The organism is Acidovorax sp. M2(2025) (assembly GCF_049330835.1).
Taxonomy (GTDB): Bacteria; Pseudomonadota; Gammaproteobacteria; order Burkholderiales; family Burkholderiaceae_C; genus Acidovorax.
In genome coordinates, this window is record NZ_CP186262.1 from 2696325 (window position 1) to 2714640 (window position 18316).

18 protein-coding genes are annotated in these 18316 nt (G+C 68.0%); 10 read left to right on the plus strand and 8 right to left on the minus strand.

The features are described from left to right. Window positions 1-35 precede the first annotated feature (35 nt). Window positions 36-1319: an alpha-hydroxy acid oxidase gene (locus ACOYR3_RS12565; protein ID WP_422842716.1), complete on the minus strand. Its 1284-nt coding sequence runs from the start codon at window positions 1317-1319 to the stop codon at window positions 36-38. Between the two features lie 110 nt (window positions 1320-1429). Here ACOYR3_RS12565 and ACOYR3_RS12570 point away from each other — a divergent pair, with 110 nt between their 5' ends. Both ACOYR3_RS12570 and ACOYR3_RS12575 read left to right on the plus strand, forming a co-directional pair. Next, window positions 1430-2329: a LysR family transcriptional regulator gene (locus tag ACOYR3_RS12570; RefSeq protein ID WP_422842717.1), complete on the plus strand. Its 900-nt coding sequence runs from the start codon at window positions 1430-1432 to the stop codon at window positions 2327-2329. 64 nt (window positions 2330-2393) lie between these two features. Continuing rightward, window positions 2394-2954: an NTP transferase domain-containing protein gene (locus ACOYR3_RS12575; protein ID WP_422842718.1), complete on the plus strand. Its 561-nt coding sequence runs from the start codon at window positions 2394-2396 to the stop codon at window positions 2952-2954. 87 nt (window positions 2955-3041) lie between these two features. Here the strand turns inward: ACOYR3_RS12575 and ACOYR3_RS12580 are convergent, their stop codons facing one another. Both ACOYR3_RS12580 and ACOYR3_RS12585 read right to left on the minus strand, forming a co-directional pair. Beyond that, window positions 3042-3593: a superoxide dismutase family protein gene (locus tag ACOYR3_RS12580; protein ID WP_422842719.1), complete on the minus strand. Its 552-nt coding sequence runs from the start codon at window positions 3591-3593 to the stop codon at window positions 3042-3044. Between the two features lie 98 nt (window positions 3594-3691). After that, the gene (locus tag ACOYR3_RS12585; protein WP_422842720.1) at window positions 3692-4285 is read right to left on the minus strand and encodes a gamma-glutamylcyclotransferase; all 594 of its coding nucleotides are present in this window, start codon (window positions 4283-4285) and stop codon (window positions 3692-3694) included. 120 nt (window positions 4286-4405) lie between these two features. Here ACOYR3_RS12585 and ACOYR3_RS12590 point away from each other — a divergent pair, with 120 nt between their 5' ends. Further along, window positions 4406-4918: an OmpA family protein gene (locus ACOYR3_RS12590; protein WP_422842721.1), complete on the plus strand. Its 513-nt coding sequence runs from the start codon at window positions 4406-4408 to the stop codon at window positions 4916-4918. 154 nt (window positions 4919-5072) lie between these two features. Here the strand turns inward: ACOYR3_RS12590 and gloA are convergent, their stop codons facing one another. After that, window positions 5073-5486: a lactoylglutathione lyase gene (gene gloA, locus ACOYR3_RS12595; protein WP_291489961.1), complete on the minus strand. Its 414-nt coding sequence runs from the start codon at window positions 5484-5486 to the stop codon at window positions 5073-5075. Further along, window positions 5483-6034: a PaaI family thioesterase gene (locus ACOYR3_RS12600; RefSeq protein ID WP_422842722.1), complete on the minus strand. Its 552-nt coding sequence runs from the start codon at window positions 6032-6034 to the stop codon at window positions 5483-5485. The genes gloA and ACOYR3_RS12600 overlap by 4 nt, the downstream gene beginning before the upstream one ends. Before the next feature lie 83 nt (window positions 6035-6117). Between ACOYR3_RS12600 and ACOYR3_RS12605 the strand changes: the two genes are divergently transcribed. The 4 genes from ACOYR3_RS12605 to ACOYR3_RS12620 are packed head-to-tail and all read left to right on the plus strand — an operon-like array spanning window position 6118 to window position 9891. Then, window positions 6118-6621 carry a MarR family winged helix-turn-helix transcriptional regulator gene (locus ACOYR3_RS12605; protein ID WP_422842723.1) on the plus strand — a complete coding sequence of 168 codons (504 nt, stop codon included), beginning with the start codon at window positions 6118-6120 and terminating at the stop codon, window positions 6619-6621. Further along, window positions 6611-7870 (plus strand): MFS transporter, encoded by a 1260-nt coding sequence (locus tag ACOYR3_RS12610; protein ID WP_422842724.1) that lies wholly within the window; start codon window positions 6611-6613, stop codon window positions 7868-7870. The genes ACOYR3_RS12605 and ACOYR3_RS12610 overlap by 11 nt, the downstream gene beginning before the upstream one ends. Before the next feature lie 33 nt (window positions 7871-7903). Next, entirely contained in the window at window positions 7904-8419 is a 516-nt protein-coding gene (locus ACOYR3_RS12615; protein WP_422842725.1) for a MaoC family dehydratase, read from the plus strand. Continuing rightward, window positions 8416-9891 carry an MATE family efflux transporter gene (locus ACOYR3_RS12620; RefSeq protein WP_422842726.1) on the plus strand — a complete coding sequence of 492 codons (1476 nt, stop codon included), beginning with the start codon at window positions 8416-8418 and terminating at the stop codon, window positions 9889-9891. The genes ACOYR3_RS12615 and ACOYR3_RS12620 overlap by 4 nt, the downstream gene beginning before the upstream one ends. Window positions 9892-9964: 73 nt before the next feature. On the opposite strand, the gene ACOYR3_RS12625 is transcribed toward ACOYR3_RS12620, so the two are convergent. The 3 genes from ACOYR3_RS12625 to ACOYR3_RS12635 all read right to left on the minus strand — a co-directional run bounded on the left by ACOYR3_RS12625 (window position 9965) and on the right by ACOYR3_RS12635 (window position 13314). Beyond that, window positions 9965-10765, minus strand: coding sequence for an SDR family NAD(P)-dependent oxidoreductase (locus tag ACOYR3_RS12625; protein ID WP_422842727.1), 801 nt, complete (start codon window positions 10763-10765; stop codon window positions 9965-9967). A gap of 711 nt (window positions 10766-11476) precedes the next feature. After that, entirely contained in the window at window positions 11477-12841 is a 1365-nt protein-coding gene (locus tag ACOYR3_RS12630) for an IPTL-CTERM sorting domain-containing protein (RefSeq protein WP_422842728.1), read from the minus strand. A gap of 224 nt (window positions 12842-13065) precedes the next feature. Continuing rightward, window positions 13066-13314, minus strand: coding sequence for a hypothetical protein (locus ACOYR3_RS12635; protein WP_422842729.1), 249 nt, complete (start codon window positions 13312-13314; stop codon window positions 13066-13068). A 177-nt stretch (window positions 13315-13491) separates the two neighbouring features. On the opposite strand from ACOYR3_RS12635, the gene ACOYR3_RS12640 reads away from it, so the two are divergent. Genes ACOYR3_RS12640 through ACOYR3_RS12650 form a run of 3 tightly spaced genes read left to right on the plus strand, consistent with a single transcriptional unit; the run spans window position 13492 to window position 18310 of the window. Further along, complete coding sequence (locus ACOYR3_RS12640) at window positions 13492-14025, plus strand: molybdopterin-dependent oxidoreductase (protein WP_422842730.1); 534 nt, start codon at window positions 13492-13494, stop codon at window positions 14023-14025. Between the two features lie 42 nt (window positions 14026-14067). Continuing rightward, window positions 14068-17145 (plus strand): response regulator, encoded by a 3078-nt coding sequence (locus tag ACOYR3_RS12645; protein ID WP_422842731.1) that lies wholly within the window; start codon window positions 14068-14070, stop codon window positions 17143-17145. Continuing rightward, window positions 17114-18310 (plus strand): response regulator, encoded by a 1197-nt coding sequence (locus tag ACOYR3_RS12650; RefSeq protein ID WP_422842732.1) that lies wholly within the window; start codon window positions 17114-17116, stop codon window positions 18308-18310. Before ACOYR3_RS12645 ends, ACOYR3_RS12650 begins: the two co-directional genes overlap by 32 nt. The last annotated feature ends 6 nt before the right edge of the window (window positions 18311-18316 follow it).

Below are 18316 nucleotides of genomic sequence, written 5' to 3' on the forward strand. Positions count from 1 at the left end.
AAGTACGGGAATGCGAAAGGCAACGCCCTTCTTCATCACCCTGTGACGGGAAGAGTTTGGGCAGGAGACGGCGGCGCCAGTTCCGTCAGCACCCGCCGGTCCATCAGGTGTTCTAGGCCCAGCTCCGCGCAGGTGGTCACCCCCAGCATTGCGAGGTTGCGGTCCACCTCGGCGCGCAGCAGCTCAATGGCAGCGGCAACGCCGGCCTGGCCGTCCACCGCCGCGGCGTAGTTGAAGGGGCGGCCCACCCACACGGCCCGGGCGCCCAGGGCCAGGGCCTTGATCACGTCGGTGCCCCGGCGGATGCCGCCGTCCAGCATCACGGTCATGCCGCTGCCCGCCTGCTCGGCAATGGCGGGCAGCACGCGCAGCGGGGCCACGGCGCCGTCGAGCTGGCGGCCGCCATGGTTGCTGACGATGATGCCGTCCACCCCGTGCTGGCGCGCCAGCGCGGCATCCAGCGGGTTCAGGATGCCCTTGACCACCAGCGGACCGTGCCACTGGCGGCGGATGCGGGCGACGTGGCTCCAGTCGAAATGGTCGCGGGCGGCAAAGTCGCGCTGCACCCGCGACGACAGGATGGGCGCGCCGCGCTCGGCGAACGAGTTTTCAAAGTGCGGCATGCCGTGGCGTGCCAGGGTGCGCAGCAGCGTGCCCGCCAGCCAACGCGGGCGCACCAGGCCGTCCCACGCCAGGCGCAGGCTGGGGCGCAGCGGGGTGGAGAAGCCCGCGCGGATGTTGTTCTCGCGGTTGCCGGCCACGGGAATGTCCACCGTGACGACCAGGGTCTGCACGCCCGCCGCCTTCACGCGCTGCAGCAGGGCGTCGATGCGCTCGGGCGTGCCGGGCAGGTAGGCCTGGAACCAGGTGCCGGGGGCGGCGGCCATCACTTCTTCCAGCCTGATGAGCGAGCTGCCGCTTTGCACGGCGGGGATGCCGGCAGCCGCCGCGGCCCGCGCCAGCACGATGTCGCCCCGGTAGGCCGACAAGGCGGCAATGCCCATGGGCGCAATGCCGAAGGGGCTGGCATAGCGTTGGCCGAACAACGTGACGCCCTGGTCGCGCCCCGCCACGTTGCGCAGCACACGCGGCACCAGGGCGAGCTCGGCAAAGGCCTGGCGGTTGCCGACGAGGGCCTGGTTGTCTTCCGCGGCCCCGGCCACATAGCCAAAGATGGGGCGCGGCAGCACGCGACGGGCGGCCGCTTCAAAGTCTTCCAGCGACAGCAGGTGGCGCGTGCGGCCGCTGCGGCGCGCGCCGTCGAAGGCGCCCCAGGCGTTGAGGGGCGGCGGGGTCAGGGCGGGGGAGGGGGCGGACATGGGATCGTTCCGGTCAGGTGCCAACAGCGGCTGGCTGGCAGTGTCCGGAATCCGCGAAAATCAAGAAAGCGAATTTATTGAGATTGATTTATTTGCCAGATAGAAACGAAATGACCCTCAAACAGCTTGAAGCCTTCTACTGGGCCGCCACCTGCAGCAGCTTTGCCACGGCGGCGGAGCGGGTGCACTTGTCGGTGTCGTCGCTTTCCAAGCGCATCACCGAGCTGGAGGCGTCGCTGGGGCAGGTGCTGTTCGACCGCGGCGGCCACCGCGCCACGCTGACCGAAGCCGGCTCGCGCCTGGTGCCGCTGGCGGGTGCCTTGCTGCAGCAGGCCGACCGCCTGCACCAGGAAATGGGCAGCAGCACCGGCCTGCGGGGCCCCTGCCGCCTGGGGGTGGGCGAGCTCACGGCCCTGACGTGGCTGCCCCGGCTGGCGACGGCGCTGGCCGGCGCCCACCCGGCCCTGGAGCTGAGCGTGCATGTCGACGTGGGCGAGGCCCTCTCGGAGCGGCTGGACAAGGGCGAGCTGGACGCCGCCGTGATCGCGGGTGCCGCGAGCCGCGGCGCCTTGACCTCGGTGCCCCTGGCGGACGCGGCGTTCGTGTGGTGCGCGGCGCCCCAGGTGGCGGGCAGCGTGCGCTGCATGGACGCAGACGCCTTGCTGCAGCAGCCGCTGGTCACCCTGCCGCAGGGCTCGGGGGTCACCGCCCTGGTGGACGACTGGCTGCGCCAGGCAGGCTCGCCCGCCGTGCGGCGCCTGGCGTGCAACCACTGGGGGGCCATCGTGGGGCTGCTGGCCCATGGCCGCGGCGTGGGCTTGCTGCCCCAGGGGCTGGCGCAGGCCCTGGGCCGCCGCCAGGTGCTGCAGGAGCTGCCCAGCGCCGTCCCCCTGGGCCGCCTGGCCTACGCGCTGCACAGCCGCCGTGACGATGTGCGGCCGCTGGTGGGCGAACTGCGCAGCCAGGCAGCACTCCATGCGGATTTCTCGGTGGCCGACGGTTTTTTCTGACGGCCCGGCGCACTCGGCGATGCACACTTCGGGCTGGCCAGGCCTCCCCCAGCGCAGACGTCCCATGCCCCCTCCATCCCCCACGGTCCTCATCCTTGCCTCCGGCCGGGGCGAGCGCTTTGCCGCCTCGGGCGGCACGGTGCACAAGCTGCAGGCCCTGCTGGCAGGCAAGCCCGTGCTGCAGCACACGCTGGACGCCGTGCGCGCCAGCGGCCTGCCGTGGCATGTGGAAGACGCGGGCCACCCCGGCATGGGCGATTCCATTGCCGCCGCCGTGCGCCGCACGGCGAACGCAGCGGGCTGGCTGGTGCTGCCGGGCGACCTGCCGCTGGTGCAGCCCGCCACGCTGCTGGCCCTGGCCCAGGTGCTGGTGCAGCAGCAGGCCGTGGTGGCGTGGCCGGAATTCCGGGGCGAGCGCGGGCACCCCGTGGCGTTTGGCACGCCCTGCCGAGCTGCCCTGCTGGCCCTGTCGGGCGAGAAAGGCGCCGCGCCCGTGGTGCGCCACTGGGTGGAGCAGGGCAGGGGCCTGGCGGTGCCCGTCGAGGACGAAGGCGTGGTCACCGACGTGGACACGGTGGACGCGCTGCGCCACGCCGAGGCGCTGCTGGCGGCGCGCGGCCGCTAGCCGCCGAACACCTCTTGCCTTGATGCCCGCAAAAAGAAAGCCGCTGCGACGGACAGCGGCTGGGGCATCGGGAGGGCGGGTGGCCGTCTACTTGGCAGCGATCACCGCACAGGCCAGGCGGGGGCCGGCGTTGCCCGTGGGCTGGGTTTTGTAGTCGTCCGGATCGCGGTGCACGATCAGGCCGCGGCCGACGATGTTGGTGTCGCCACTGCCCACGCGCAGGGTGCTGGATTCGAAGCTGAACTTGGCCACGCCGTTGGCGTCGGCCTTCAGGCTGGGCAGGTCGCCGGTGTGGTGCTCGCCCATGCCGTGGTGGCCGTGGGGCTTGCCGCCGGGGTTGAAATGGCCGCCGGCGCTCATGCCGTCGCCGCTGGAGCAGTCGCCTTTTTCATGGATGTGGAAGCCATGTTCGGCGCCGGGCTTGAGGCCCGTGATCTCGCCGCTGACCTTCACGGTGGCGCCCGACTGCACAAACGTCACGGTGCCGGCGGTGGTGTTGCCGCGCGTGGGGGCCAGCAGGGCGGTGGCCGAGGGGCCGGCGGCGCCCGAGGAGCTGTTGGAATAGGCCGCGCAGCCGGCAAGTGCCGCGGCAGCTGCCAGCGAGAGGACGCCGGCCAGGCGGAAAGGGGTTGTCTTCATGGCGGGAAACTCCTTTGCAGGTGGAAAAACGCGGCATTGTGCGGGCCCGTGGGCGCGCACTTGCGGCCCGGGGGCTTGCGCACGGCGCAAAACGTGCACTATGCCTCTTTTTGGGCCAGCGCGATGAGGCGGGCGAGGGCGCGGTCGTGGATGCCGTGCCGGCGCAACTCGTCGTAGGTGGCCTGCGCATAGTCGCGCGTGGTGCCGTATCGCCCGCTGGCCTGGGCAAAGATGCGGCAGTATTCGTGGTCGGGCAGCACGCCGGTGTGGCTGGGGCTTTTGCGCGACAGGGTGAACGCCAGCGCCCGCACCGGGCCCTGCGGCGTGTGGCACTCCAGCCAGCGGGGGTCGTAGACGGCGGTGACCATCTCGCGCTGCCACAGGTTGATCATCACCGGCCGGCCGTGCACCTGCGGCACGCGGAACACCATGCCCCGGCAGCTGCCGCCCGAGAGCATGCCGAACACCAGCCCCGGGCATTCGGGCGTGCCGCGGTTGATGCGGCTCCACATCTTCAGCGCGCGGTGCCAGCCATGCACCTTGGCGGGGCGGCGTTCCGTGTAGTCAAAGTCCGGCCGCCAGATCAGCGAGCCGTAGCCGAAGATCCACAGGTCCTCGCGGCCGCCCCATTCGTGCAGCACGCGCTCCAGCATGGGAGCGGGATCGCGCAAGGGGGCTGGGAGCTGGGTCATGCGTTCACTCTACAATTGATAGCTTTGTTGCAGGCGGCCCAGGGGCTTGGATGCCAGGTTCGGCGGCCGCGTTGCGCGATTTTCCCTTCCAATCCACTCTCATCACAGGACCTTTTTCTCATGTCCAGCTCCGACGACGATAGCCAACAACGTTTTGCCCTTGGTTTCCTGTTTGCGCTCATCGCGCTGGTCATTTCTGTGGTCGTGGGCTCCGTGGTGGTCAAGCGCCTGGGTGCTGCCGCGCCGGCCAAGGCCGCGGCCCAAGCGCCTGCCGCCGCCACAGCCCCGGTGCTGGTGGAAGAAGCCAGCGTGCGCGTGGAGAACGGTGTGGTGATGTTCTTCTTTGCCACCGCCAAGGCCGACCTGGCTGCCGGCGCCAACGAAGCCCTGGCCGATGTGGTCAAGGGCGTGGCCGACGGCAAGAAGGCCATCGTCTCGGGCTTCCACGACGCCACGGGCGACGCGGCCCAGAACGCCGAGCTGGCCAAGCAGCGCGCCCTGGCCGTGCACGACGCCCTCAAGGCGCTGGGCGTGGCCGAAGAACAGATCGAGCTGAAGAAGCCCGAGGTCACCGCCGCCACCGGCACCAACGAACAGGCGCGCCGCGTGGAAGTGGTGCTGGGCGGCCAGTAACCGCCCCGATTGCCATTGATCGCGGTGGCGCCCGGCGTCTGCGCCGGGCTCGCCCACAAAAAAACCCGGCCTCGCCGGGTTTTTTTACTTCAATCCAAAACAGGCTCTAGCGCTTTTGCAGCAAGCGCTGGCAGCTCTATTTTTTATAGCAAAATCAACGCAGCCCCTGGCCCGCAGCGCCATCGGCGCGCTGGATCAGCTCGATCTTGTAGCCGTCCGGGTCGGTCACAAAGGCAATCACGGTGCTGCCGCCCTTGACCGGGCCGGCCTCGCGCGTCACGTTGCCGCCGGCGGCCTTGATCTTTTCGCAGGCGGCGTAGGCATCGGGCACGCCCAGGGCGATGTGGCCGTAGGCCGTGCCCAGCTCATAGCTTTCCACGCCCCAGTTGTAGGTCAGCTCGATCTCGGCCTGGCCGGGATTGCCGCCCTCGAAGCCGAGGAACGCCAGCGAGTACTTGTACTCGGGGTTCTCGGACTGGCGCAGCAGTTGCATGCCCAGCACCTGGGTGTAGAAGTCAATCGAGCGTTGAAGGTTGCCAACGCGCAGCATCGTGTGGAGGAATCTCATGCCCGCGATTGTGCCGGCAGATCGAAAACCAGGCAGGTGGTGGTGGCGTGGGCGTAGAGCGTGCCGTCCGGGCCCACCAGGCGCGCTTCGGCCGTGGCCAGCTGGCGCCCGCAGTGGATCACCCGGCCTTCGGCGCGCACGCGCGGCACCTTGGGGGTGATGGCCTTGACCAGGTTGATGCCCAGCTCGGCCGTGGTGTAGCCCCGGCCCGGCTCCATGCGGGTGTGGATGGCGCAGCCCAGCGCCGAGTCGAGCAGGGTGGCAAACCAGCCGCCGTGCACCGTGCCCATGGGGTTGAGGTGCTCCGGCCGGGGCGTGCCCTGGAAGACGGCCGTGCCCTCGCCAACCTCCACGATCAGGAAGTCCAGCGTCCTGGCGATCGGGGCATAGGGCAGCTCGGCGCGCAGCATGGCCTGCATCTGCTCCAGGCCGTTCAGGTGGGCAATCTGCTCGCGGCGCGCCACGCCGGGGCCGGGGCCGGCGTCCAGGCGCGCAAGGATCTCGCGCTCCTGCGCGAGCCAGTCTTCCAGGTGGTTGTGTCGGGTCATGGGGTGTCCTCAGGGAGTGGGGAAGGGCGGGGGCATACAAGCCAACGCTTGCATATGCAATTATTGTAGCTACAATAAAAACCATGCAAGCCGAACCCGACCTTCTTGCCCCCGCGGCAGCCGACGGCGCCGCGCTGGCGCGCCCCCAGGGCTGCACCAATTTCAAGCTGCGCCAGCTGATGCGCCGTGTGGCCCAGCACTACGACGCGGAGATGGCCCAGTGCGGGCTGAAGACCACGCAGTATTCGCTGCTCTCGCATGTACTCACCCTGGGCCCGGTGCGGCCCGGCGAGCTGGCGCAGGCCATGCGGATGGACGCGTCCACCCTCACGCGCAATTTGCGGCCGCTGGTGGATGCCGGCTGGGTGCAGTTGCAGGCCGGGCCGGATGCCCGCAGCCGCCTGGTCCACATCACCGACGCCGGCCGGGACAAGCGCGCCCAGGCGCAGCGTCACTGGAAAGCGGCGCAGCTGGCGCTCAACGAAACGCTGGGTGTGGGGCGCGTGCAAGCCCTGCACCTGCTGGTGGATGAATGCCTGCCGCTGCTGGCCGGCACGCCTGAACAGGAGACGGCCCGTGAAGAATGAGAATGCCCCACCCCGCAGCGCCGTGCCCGCTGCCCCCCGGGCCCTGTGGCTGGTGCTGCTGGCTGCAGCAGGCGCGTTCGCGCTCACCATGGGCACGCGGCAGACCATGGGCCTGTTCCTGTCGGCGCTCAACACCTCCACGGGGCTGGGCATCGGCAGCATCAGCCTGGCGTTTGCCTTCGGACAGCTGTGGTGGGGGCTGACGCAGCCCTTTGCCGGCGCCGTGGCCGACCGCGTGGGCACGGGGCGCGTGATCCTGCTGGGCGTGGCCCTGGTGGCCCTGGGCACGTTCATCACCCCCTACATGACGACCACCGCCGGGCTGGTGCTGGCCATCGGCGTGCTGGCGGCCGGCGGGGCCGGCATGGCCGGGCCTTCGGTGCTGATGGCGGCCACGGCGCGGCTGGTGCCCTTGCGCCACCGAGGCCTTGCTACCGGCGTGGTCAACGCGGGCGGCTCGTTCGGGCAGTTCGTGATGGCGCCCATCGCCATCGGCCTGACCGCCACCGTGGGCTGGGCCAGCGCCATGCAGTGGCTGGGCGTGCTGGTGCTGCTGGCGCTGCCGTCCGTGTGGGTGCTGCGGGGCAATTCGCAAGCGCTGGCGGCGCAGGCCGCCGCCGCGTCGGGCGTCAAGGCGCTCACCGCCCGCGAGGCCGTGGTCCAGGCGCTGGCAACGCCCAGCTACCGGTACCTGGCGGCGGGCTTCCTGGTGTGCGGGTTTCATGTGGCGTTTCTGGCCACCCACCTGCCGGGCGTCATTGCGGCCTGCGGGCTGGCCCCCGAAGTGGGGGGCTGGTCGCTGGCCGTCATCGGGCTGTTCAACATCGTGGGCAGCCTGGCCATGGGCTGGGCGGTGGGCCGGTGGCGCATGAAATCGCTGCTCTCGCTGCTGTATGCGGTGCGGGGCCTGGCGGTGCTGGCCTTTCTGCTGGCCCCCAAGACGCCGGCCGTGGTGCTGGTGTTTGCCGCGGTGATGGGCGTGACCTTTCTCTCCACCGTGCCGCCCACGGCCGGGCTGGTGGCCAAGATGTTCGGTACGGCCAACATGGCCCTGCTGTTCGGCGTGGTGATGCTGTCGCACCAGATCGGCGGCTTCCTGGGGGCCTACCTGGGCGGCAGCGTCTTCCAGGCCACCGGCAGCTATGACTGGGTCTGGTACATCGACATCGTCCTGGCCGCGGGCGCTGCGCTGGTCCACCTGCCGATCCGCGAAGCGCAACCGCCGCGTCCGGCAGCGTCCGCCGCCTGAGCCAGCCCCATCTTCTGCAGAGGAACGCCCACCATGACGGAATCCCCGACCCCCGACCTTGCTGCCAACGCACAGCGGCCGCCCGTGTACCTGGACGACCTGGCGGTGGGCGACCAGTTCAAGAGCGGCGAGCACGCGATGGACGAGGCGCAGATCAAGGCCTTCGCCGCGCAGTTCGACCCCCAGCCGTTCCACCTGGACGACGAGGCCGCCCGCGCCACGCTGTTTGGGGGTCTGGCCGCCAGCGGCTGGCACACGGCGGCCATCACCATGCGGCTGCAGGTGACCTCGGGCCTGCCCATCGCGGGCGGCATCATCGGCGCGGGCGGCGAGCTGAGTTGGCCGCGGCCCACCCGCGCCAGCGACGTGCTGCATGTGGTCAGCGAGGTGCTGCAGATCCAGCCTTCGCGCTCCAGGCCCGACCGCGGCATGGTCACCGTGCGCAGCGAAACCCGCAACCAGCACGGCGACGTGGTGCAGGTGGCCACCGTGCGGGTGGTCGTGCCGCGCCGCCCGGGCGCCCCGGCGCCTGCGCCGGCCAATCCATGAGCGCCCCCGCCGCGGCCAGCCCCGCCCAGACAGGGGGGCCGCCGCACGACGCAGTGCGCACCCCGTTGGACCCGCGCACCCGCCTGCTGCTGGAGGCGCCCATCGCGCCCACGCTGCTGCGCCTTGGCGCCCCCAATGTGCTGGTGATGCTGGCGCAGGCGGGGGTAGGGCTGGTGGAAACCTACTTTGTCGGCCAACTGGGCACGGACGCGCTGGCCGGCATGGCGCTGGTGTTTCCGGTGCTGATGCTCATGCAGATGACCTCGGCCGGCGCCATGGGCGGGGGCATTGCCTCGGCCATTGCCCGCGCCCTGGGGGGCGGGCGGCGCGACGACGCTAACGCCCTGGTCTGGCACGCCCTGGCCATTGCCGGCGTGTTTGCGCTGGTGTTCACCGCGGCGGTGGTGGGAGGAGGGCGCTGGCTCTACACCCGCATGGGCGGCACCGGCGGCGCGCTGGAGGCCGCGCTGGTCTATTCCGACGGGGTATTTGCCGGCGCGGTGCTGGTATGGCTGTTCAACACCCTCTCGGCCGTCATTCGCGGCACGGGCAATATGGCGGTGCCAGCCTGGGTGACGGTGCTGGGGGCCGCGGTGCTAGTGCCGCTCTCGCCCCTGTTGATCTTCGGCTGGGGTCCCGTGCCCGCCCTGGGCATTGCGGGCGGTGCGCTGGCGCTGGTGGGCTACTACCTGGCGGGCAGCCTGGTGCTGGGCGGCTACCTGGTGTCACGCCACAGCCTGCTGCGGCCGCGGCTGGCGCAGCTGCGCTGGCGCGGTGCCTTGTTCTGGGACATCCTGCGCGTCGGGCTGGTGGGCACCGTCTCCACCGTGGCCACCAATGCCGCGATAGGCGCCACCACGGCGCTGGTGGGCGGCTTTGGCACCGCGGCGCTGGCCGGGTATGGCACGGCGGCGCGGCTGGAGTACCTGCTGGTGCCGCTGGTCTTTGGCCTGGGCGCGCCGCTGGTGGCCATGGTGGGCACCTGCATGGGCGCGGGTCAGCGGGAGCGTGCGTTGCGCGCCACCTGGATCGGCGCCGGCCTGGCGTTTGCCATGGCACAGGCGATTGGGCTGGCTGCGGCCGCATTTCCTGCGGCATGGCTTTCGCTGTTCAATGCCGACGTCGCCATGCACGCCGCCGGCGCGCAGTACCTGCGCGTGGTAGGGCCGGTGTATGGCTTCTTCGGGCTGGGCCTGGTGCTGTACTTTGCCTCGCAAGGGGCAGGGCGGCTGCTGTGGCCGGTGGCTGGCAACCTGGTGCGACTGGCCATGGCAGTGCTGGGCGGCTGGCTGGCGCTGCGCTGGGGCGGCGGCCTGGGGGCCGTGTTCGCCGCACAGGCCGCGGCGCTGGTGCTGTACGGCCTGGTCAATGCCTGGGCCATCGCCGCAGGCGCCTGGTTTGGCCCCGTGGGCTGGCCGCGCAGCATCGCCAGCGTGCTGGGCCGCTGTCCGGCCGGGCGCCCGATGAATTAGAGAGAAATCAGACTCTAGCCCTTATGGGTAAATCGCGAGCAGCTATCAAATCAGGAGTATTTTACCGCGCAATTTACACCGGCACGGTGTAATTCAGCGTCATGCGGCCGCCGTCCACCGTGACGATCTCGCCGGTCACGTAGCTGGCGGCGTCGCTTGCCAGCCAGGCCACCACGTCGGCGATCTCCGCGGGCTCGCCCAGCCGTTTCATGGGGGTGCGGCTCATGATCTTGTTGCGGGCCTCGTCGCTGGTCAGCACCGCCTGGGCCGCCAGTTCGGTGGCGATGGTGCCAGGCGCCACGGCGTTGACGCGGATGTTCCGGTCGGCCAAGGCCAGGGCCATCACCCGCGTGAGCTGGTTGATGCCGCCTTTGCTCACGTTGTAGCTGGCGATGTTGGGGATGGCCAGCACGCCGTTGACGGAGCTCATGTTGACGATGGCGCCGCCGCCCGACGCCGCCATGGCGCGCGCCACGGCTTGCCCGACCAGGAAAGAGCCCTTGAGGTTCACGCGCAGCACCGCGTCGAAATCGGCCTCGGTCACATCCAGAAAATCCGCGGCGCGGAAGATGCCGGCGTTGTTCACCAGCACATCGATGCGGCCGTGGGCGGCCAGCGCCTGCGCCACCAGCGCATCGACCTGCGCCTTGTCGCCCACGTCGCAGTGCACGTACAGGCCGCCCAGTTCCTGCGCCAGCGCCTGGCCGGGCGCGTCGGCCACGTCGGCAAGCACGGCGCGAGCGCCTTCGGCCGCAAACCGGCGTGCGCACGCCGCGCCAATGCCTTGGGCTGCGCCCGTGATGATGCAAACGCGGCCCTGGTGGCCAAACTGGACCGGCGGGCGGGACGATGGTGAGGTGGTGGTAGAAGCCATGGGCTGCATGGTAGCCGGTGCCTGGCGCCCAGCGGGCACGCAAGCCCCCCATGTCAATAGATACGATGTATATTATGTTAAATATCAAATGTGCAAGTCGGCATCCAGATGCCCGCTACCGAGTATCTAAGCAAACTTGTACGCTAAAAGGATAGGAAAGTTGTACGCTAAAGCTGAATCTAAGCCGTACCTGTGCGACATAGTTGCGTAGTGCGACTTCGGCACGGGCCAAGTGGATGTCCAAATTTTTGGACAGATTCAACCCGGTTGTCCAAGATTGTGGACTCGGGCGGTACGCCTGTTAGCTCCAACGCCGCTTTGCGATGGTTTGCACTGTCATGCCCAAACTCTCGTAAATCTCAGTCCCGACTCTCCAGCCGCGCAACCGAGCACGATTCGCATGCCAACCTCTCGTCCTCGGGCGCTTTGCGCACACGCAGCAGAGCCTTGAGCTCAGCGCGATTGGCGTCGGGGATCTGCAATTTGGTGGCGGAGCGTCCACGGCGGTCCATCGGTGTAGTCTCCTCTATGGCGAGCTACTCTGACCGGCAAGCTTGCTCAGGCAAGCGAATACCGGCCATGCAAAGTCAAGCGGTAATCATAGTTAGAAATAATATTCGTCGACCGGCACTATATAGTGCTCCACCTTCAAATTGATCTCAAATGGATCTAAGCAGCTACATTAATGAAGCGATCTCCTCTTGAAAATTATCACTCTTTGGGGGGCACGCGCCGTCGAATTTTAGATACCCCGAATATCCAAATGATCGCTGAAAGTAGGAGTGCACCCCATTCATTTATGGTTGGTATGGGTGCTGCGGACGGAGCCGCAGGAACGATTGTTCTCGGAACCGGTATGGTATTCACAGCATCGCCAGTGACCAGATTTGCAACGATGGCCACCGCCTGACACGACCAAGCATGGCCGTTTGGCAGGTGCATATTAATTGTGTAAGGCGAGACGAGCGGAGTTGAGCCGCTGATGCCGCCGCTGACTGGAGTTCCACCGGTTTCGCTTTGGCAGGTGACTGAATATCCAGTCACGTCATATCCCGGGGGTTTCGAAGAAGGACCGACGACGGTAACGTTGTTCTCTGTGATCGCTGTGACTTCAGCAGTCCGAGCTGGATCAAACGCAAAACTCAATGCCACCTGTCCACCCTTTGCGCTAATAGGTGTGCTCGGACTGAGAGCAGTTGAGGGGTTAACGCCGCCCGTCCCGCTGCTCCCGCCTTCGAGATAAACTACTCCTTCAGCTCGACCCGAAGTGCAAGAATCTCCGATGTGTCCGCCTTGGGAACTTTGGCCACTGCCGAACTGACTTCCGGCTGGCGCGTGGAATCCAACCGAAGGTGCACCGCTGAATGTTCCTCCCCCGCCGCCGCCGCCGCCGCCGTCCAAGGTCACTATATCTACGTTTTCGCCCGCGCCACCAGGCGCAGCGTTTACACAGAGGTCGGGAACGCCAGCATTTGCACTAAAAATTCCGGCTGTACCGATCGTTGACGCACCTCCATTCAAGTGGCCAACCCCACCCTCAAGGCTCCCTCCGCCGCCGCCCCCGCCGCCCCCTCCGGCGCGTACCCACCCCCCAACGCCTACTACGTGAAGTGCGGAGGCTCCCCCCCCCCCTCCGCCCCCCCCTCCGAATCCAGAAGGGTCCTCCTGACCGCCACCGTTCCCGCCGTTGCCTGCGCCAACTCCTCCTTGTCCTCCAGTTTGGCCGCCAATATTGTCCAACCCTGGCGTACCGGCCAAGCCAATCTCGATATTGACGGGATTGGATGGGACGACTTGCAAGAGTCCGGTCACTCGTGAACCGGCCGTACCATTGCCGCCTTTGCCCGATACGTCACTTCCGGCGCTGTAGCCACCCGCTCCCCCACCGCCGCCATCGACGGTGAAACTCATAATGTTCATTCCTGCAGGGACAGTGCAGGTCGTGGCCGCAGTGATGATTGCTCCATTCACGCAATCTGCCGCTTGACCCATAGAAGAAAAGGATGCCAGCGAAAAGCCAGAAAATATAGCCAGAGTCACACGCGAAGGTGTCCTTTTAAGGAATTCAAAAATCATTCATCTTTCCTTCGCAAAACGTGCTAATTTCATCAAAAATTTACTAAATAACGGCAAGACGGGACGCCAGACCATGTCCCCAACAAGCGCAATACCGACAAAAAACGAAGTCTGTCGTGACGAAAATTCTGCCAGGTGGCCCATCATTGTCAACAGAGTTGTCTCACATTTCACAATTGTTAACACTAGGAGGCGGTCTAGCATTTCGCCCCTACGACATGTTCCTACGATGGCCAATGTTCTTGATAGTTTGGGAATAGTTTTTTATCCTCGGCGAGGAACCAAAATACAAGATCTTTTTTCTGCCTCTTTCTTCCCTCTAATGAATAATGAAATTTGCGGAGTATTCTTTTTTCAAAGCTTGTCCGAAGAGCGTGTCCGTTCTCTGTTGAGAAGAGAAGTTGCAATGCACCGGAAAGACCGTTGCCCCACTGATCTGGTTTAAGCTTGGCTTGTCTGGTGTAGCTTCTCATCCGCCGGTGTGGTATTAATCCACGCCAACCGGCTAAATTCCCGTCGCTATCAAGCGCCCGGAATCCGATTGCGGACAACTTCACTTGCTTACTCGGCCACCGGGCCCCCGGCTACAAAGGCCTTTACAGCCCACGCCAGCGTCGGTAAGACTGTGCCTCAACAACAGGAGGGTCGGAATGCACACATGTCTTCCCGCAAGGCATCGCCTGGCGCGCCGCTGCACCACCGTGGCGGCCGCTGCCGCGGCGGTGTTCTGCCTCTCCGTCAGCCATGCCCTTGAGGCGCCCACCGGCCCGGTGGTGCTGACCGTCGAGGGCGCCATCCGCCACGCCAACCAGGGTGCGCGCGCCCAGTTCGACATGGCGATGCTGGAAAAGCTGCCGCAGCACAGCTTTTCCACCCAGACCCCGTGGTACCCCAGCGCCGTCACCTTCACGGGACCGCTGCTTCGCGATGTGCTGGCCGCCGTCGGCGCCCAGGGGAAAACCATCACCGCCGTGGCGCTGAACGATTACAAGACGGAAATCCCGGTGGAGGACGCCACGCGCCACGATGTGATCGTGGCCCGCCTCATGAACGGCCGCCCCATGCGGGTGCGCGAAAAAGGCCCGCTGTTCATCGTGTACCCGTTCGACACCAAGGCCGAGCTGCGCAGCGAGCTGTACTACAACCGCGCGGCATGGCAGCTGCACCTGCTGCAGATCCGCTGAACGCGCCGCCCACGGCCTGCCTCCGCCCCACTGCAACGCGCCATGCACCGCGGCAAGCACCTTCTGCAGCTCATCATCGCCGGCCTGGTGCTGGCGTACGTGGCCATTGCGGGCGTGCAATACCACCAGTACCGCAGTGTCGAAGCCGTCATGCGCCGCGGCGACGTGAATGCCCTGTGGTCTTTCCTGCAGCTGAACGTGGAATATGAAAAGCTGGACCACGCGCTCTACCAGTTCGACCAGGACCCGGCCAGCCTGCCCATGGACCGGCTGGAACTGCGCTACGACCTGTTCCTGAGCCGTTTCAGCGCGCTGGAGACCGGCACGGCGCGCACGCTCATGCAGGACGAGCCGATCTACGGCACGGCCCTGCAGGCGCTGCAGAAATTTGTGGCGGCGGGCGACAGCTACTTCGGCCAGAGCGTGGACCCGGCCTCCAGCCGCACCAACATGCGGCTGCTGCGCGCCGAACTGAACCAGCTGCGCGACACGGTGCAGGAGCTTTCGCTGCAGGCCTCGCGCAACTCGGCCCTGCTGGGCGACCGGCGCAACGAGGAAGTCAAGCACCAGACCCTGCTCACCACGGGACTCACGGCGTTCCAGGCCGTGCTGACCTTCCTGCTCGCATTTGCCATGGCGCGGCAGTTCCTGCAGCGCGAAAAGGCCAACGCCCTGGCGCTGGATGCGCAGGCCGAGCTGGTGGAAGCCCTCAAGCGCAACGAAGAGGCCCTGGAAGCCCGCGTCGCCCAGCGCACCGAGCAGCTGCAGCAGGCCAATGCGGCGCTGCGCGCGCACGAGGATGAGCTGGTGGTCGCCCAGGCCAAGGCCGAGGACGCCTCGCGCATGAAGTCCGATTTCCTGGCCAACATGAGCCACGAGATCCGCACGCCCATGAACGCCGTCATCGGCATGAGCCACCTGGCCCTGGCCACCGACCTCACGCCGCGCCAGCGCGACTACGTCGAGAAGATCCAGCGCTCCGGCCAGCACCTGCTGGGTCTGATCAACGACATCCTGGATTTCGGCAAGATCGAGGCCGGCAAGCTGGAGGTGGAAACCGTCGATTTCGACCTGCACGCGGTGCTGGACAACGTGGCCAACCTGCTCGGCGAGAAATGCGCCAGCAAGGGGCTGGAGCTGATGTTCGACGTGGACCCGCACCTGCCCTCCTCCCTGCGGGGCGACCCGCTGCGGCTGGGGCAGATCCTCGTCAACTACGCCAACAACGCGGTGAAGTTCACCGACACGGGGGAGATCATTCTGCGCGTGCGCGAAGTGGCGCGCGACGCGCAGGACGTGACCCTCCGCTTCGAGGTGCAGGACACGGGCATCGGCCTGAGCGAGGAGCAGCAGTCGCGCCTGTTCCGTTCGTTCGAGCAGGCCGACACCTCCACCACGCGCAAATACGGCGGCACCGGCCTGGGCCTGGCCATCTCCAAGCAGCTGGCCCAGCTGATGGGCGGCACGGTGGGCGTGCGCAGCGCCCCGGGCCGCGGCAGCACCTTCTGGTTCACGGCGCGCCTGGGGCTGGGCGGTGCCGCGCCCCGGCCCCTGCTGCCCGAGCCCGACCTGCGGGGGCGCCGCGTGCTGGTGGTGGACGACAACGAGCAGGCGCGCCAGATCCTGGCCGAGCTGCTCTCCAGCATGAGCTTTTCGGTCACGCTGGCCAGCTCCGGCGCGCAGGGGGTGGACCTGGCCCGGGCTGCCGATGCGGCGGGACGGCCGTGCGAAATTGCCTTTCTGGACTGGAAGATGCCCGGCATGGACGGCTTCGAGACCGCCCGCCAGCTGGCGCTGCTGCCCCACCCGCCCCGCCCCGTCATCGTCACGGCCCACGGCCACAACGATGTGTACGACGCGCTGGCCCGCGCGGGCATCCAGCTGGTGCTGACCAAGCCCGTAAGCCCGTCGCAGCTCTTTGATGCCGCGCTGCGCGCCCTGGGCGGAGACGCCCCGGCAGCGGCCGGCCGGGCACGCACGGCGCCGCTGCCCGGATGGCTGGCCCCGCTGCACGGCGCCAAGGTGCTGCTGGTGGACGACAACGACCTGAACCAGCAAGTGGGACGGGAACTGCTGGAGAGTGCCGGGCTGGCGGTGGACGTGGCGGACAACGGCCAGGCCGCACTCGACCGGCTGGCCCAGGCCCGGTACGACATCGTGCTCATGGACATGCAGATGCCGGTGATGGACGGACTCACGGCCACGCGCCAGCTGCGCCAGAACCCCGCCTGGGCCGACCTGCCCGTGCTGGCCATGACCGCCAACGCCATGGGAAGCGACCGCGAGCAATGCCTGGCCGCCGGCATGAACGGGCACATCGCCAAGCCGATCGACCCCGACACGCTGTTTGCCGCGCTGCTGCAATGGGTGCGCCCCCGCCCACCCGGGGAGGCTCCCCCGCAGCCCGTCCCGCCGCCGCCTGCGCAACCGCCCCGGCAGCCGGCGGACGCCGGGGACGGTCCGCTGTCCCGCATCAAGGGCCTGGACACCGCCGCCGGATTGCGCCGCGTGCTGGGCCGGCGCGCGGCCTACGAGGCCCTGCTGCGCACCTTTGCGGCGGGCCAGGCCGACGCGGTGCCGCTCGCGCGCACCCAGCTGGCCGCGGGGCAGGCGCAGGCGGCGCAGCGCACGCTGCACACCCTCAAGGGCGCTGCGGGCACGGTCGGGGCCCACGCCCTGGCGGCACTGGCCCAGGCCGCGGAGCAGGCCCTGGCCAGGCCCGAGGGCCGTGGCGAGCTGGAAGCCCTGCTGCGCCCCGTGGAGGCTGCCAACCGGGCGCTGTGCCAGGCCCTGGCCGCGGCCCTGCCCCCGCCTGCGGGGCCGGCGCCCCTGCCCGCTGGCGCACCCGTCCGCGTGGCGGACGCGGCAGACCGCGCCCTGCTGCAGCGCCTGGCCGCCCTGCTGGCGGACGACGACTCGGATGCCGTGGAACTGTTCAAGGAAGCCGGCCCGGCACTGGCCGCGCTGCTGGGGCCCACAGCCTATGGCGACATGCAGCGCGCGCTGGACAACTACCTCTTCACCGACGCCCTGGCCGTGCTGCACAGCGCGCCCGCGCCCGATACGCCCTCCAAGGAGAACCCTGCCCATGAACACCAACCCTCTGGAACCGAGCGGTAAATGCACCGTGCTGGTGGTGGACGACACCCCTGCCAACCTGTCGCTGATGAGCGATCTGCTGCGGCCGGACTACAAGGTCAAGCTGGCGCCCAGCGGCGAGCGCGCCCTGCAGATCGTGGCCGCCGAAAAGCCCGACCTGATCCTGCTGGACATCATGATGCCGGACATGGACGGCTACGAGGTGTTGCGCCGGCTGCAGTTCAACCCCGAGACCGAGGACGTGCCGGTGATCTTCCTGACCGCCATGAGCGCCGCCGACGACGAGACCGTGGGGCTGGAACTGGGCGCGGTGGACTACATCACCAAGCCCATCAACCCGGCCATCACGCTGGCGCGGGTGCGCAACCACCTGCAGGTCAAACGCGCCCGCGACGTGCTGGCCCGGCAAAAGCAGTTTCTGGAGCAGGAGGTGCTCGACCGCACGCGCGCCCTGGCCGAACTGCAGGACGCCACCATCCGCGCCATGGCGTCGCTGGCCGAAACGCGCGACAACGAGACCGGCAACCACATCCGGCGCACCCAGCACTATGTGGAAACGCTGGCGCGCAAGCTGCAGGACCACCCGCGGTTCCGCGACGAGCTGACGGAGGAGGCGATCCAGGTGATCTTCAAGTCGGCGCCACTGCACGACATCGGCAAGGTGGGCATTCCGGACCGCATCCTGCTCAAGCCCGGCAAGCTCACGCCCGAGGAATTCGAGGTCATGAAGACCCACACCACGCTGGGGCGCGACGCCATCGTCGCCGCCGAGAGCCACACCACGCACGACAACCCATTCTTCCGCTACGCCAAGGAGATCGCCTACAGCCACCAGGAAAAATGGGACGGATCGGGCTACCCCGAGGGCCTGGTGGGCAACATGATCCCGCTGTCGGCGCGGCTGATGGCGGTGGCCGACGTGTACGACGCGCTGATCTCCGAGCGCGTGTACAAGCCCGCCTTCACGCATGAGGACGCCGTCGAGATCATCCGCGACGGCCGCGGCAGCCACTTCGACCCCGACATGGTGGACGCCTTCCTCGCGCTGTCGGAGGAGTTCCGCCGCATTGCGCAGGAGTTCGCGGACAGCGAGCACGCGCTGCACGCCCAGCGCCAGCGCATGGCCCAGGACCTGGCCACCGAGGCGGAGCCCGGCGAAGGCGCAGGTGCCAGCCCGGCGGCCTGACTTGGC

What these genes read in the sequence shown, in the direction of transcription:
- ACOYR3_RS12605 (WP_422842723.1), top strand. Translation starts at nt 6,118, where the DNA reads ATGCAAGCCGAACCCGACCTTCTTGCCCCCGCGGCAGCCGACGGCGCC.
- ACOYR3_RS12650 (WP_422842732.1), top strand. Translation starts at nt 17,114, where the DNA reads ATGAACACCAACCCTCTGGAACCGAGCGGTAAATGCACCGTGCTGGTG.
- ACOYR3_RS12580 (WP_422842719.1), bottom strand. Translation starts at nt 3,593, where the DNA reads ATGAAGACAACCCCTTTCCGCCTGGCCGGCGTCCTCTCGCTGGCAGCT.
- ACOYR3_RS12620 (WP_422842726.1), top strand. Translation starts at nt 8,416, where the DNA reads ATGAGCGCCCCCGCCGCGGCCAGCCCCGCCCAGACAGGGGGGCCGCCG.
- ACOYR3_RS12600 (WP_422842722.1), bottom strand. Translation starts at nt 6,034, where the DNA reads ATGACCCGACACAACCACCTGGAAGACTGGCTCGCGCAGGAGCGCGAG.
- ACOYR3_RS12630 (WP_422842728.1), bottom strand. Translation starts at nt 12,841, where the DNA reads ATGATTTTTGAATTCCTTAAAAGGACACCTTCGCGTGTGACTCTGGCT.
- ACOYR3_RS12585 (WP_422842720.1), bottom strand. Translation starts at nt 4,285, where the DNA reads ATGACCCAGCTCCCAGCCCCCTTGCGCGATCCCGCTCCCATGCTGGAG.
- ACOYR3_RS12635 (WP_422842729.1), bottom strand. Translation starts at nt 13,314, where the DNA reads ATGAGAAGCTACACCAGACAAGCCAAGCTTAAACCAGATCAGTGGGGC.
- ACOYR3_RS12575 (WP_422842718.1), top strand. Translation starts at nt 2,394, where the DNA reads ATGCCCCCTCCATCCCCCACGGTCCTCATCCTTGCCTCCGGCCGGGGC.
- ACOYR3_RS12645 (WP_422842731.1), top strand. Translation starts at nt 14,068, where the DNA reads ATGCACCGCGGCAAGCACCTTCTGCAGCTCATCATCGCCGGCCTGGTG.
- ACOYR3_RS12590 (WP_422842721.1), top strand. Translation starts at nt 4,406, where the DNA reads ATGTCCAGCTCCGACGACGATAGCCAACAACGTTTTGCCCTTGGTTTC.
- ACOYR3_RS12640 (WP_422842730.1), top strand. Translation starts at nt 13,492, where the DNA reads ATGCACACATGTCTTCCCGCAAGGCATCGCCTGGCGCGCCGCTGCACC.
- ACOYR3_RS12625 (WP_422842727.1), bottom strand. Translation starts at nt 10,765, where the DNA reads ATGGCTTCTACCACCACCTCACCATCGTCCCGCCCGCCGGTCCAGTTT.
- gloA (WP_291489961.1), bottom strand. Translation starts at nt 5,486, where the DNA reads ATGAGATTCCTCCACACGATGCTGCGCGTTGGCAACCTTCAACGCTCG.
- ACOYR3_RS12615 (WP_422842725.1), top strand. Translation starts at nt 7,904, where the DNA reads ATGACGGAATCCCCGACCCCCGACCTTGCTGCCAACGCACAGCGGCCG.
- ACOYR3_RS12570 (WP_422842717.1), top strand. Translation starts at nt 1,430, where the DNA reads ATGACCCTCAAACAGCTTGAAGCCTTCTACTGGGCCGCCACCTGCAGC.
- ACOYR3_RS12565 (WP_422842716.1), bottom strand. Translation starts at nt 1,319, where the DNA reads ATGTCCGCCCCCTCCCCCGCCCTGACCCCGCCGCCCCTCAACGCCTGG.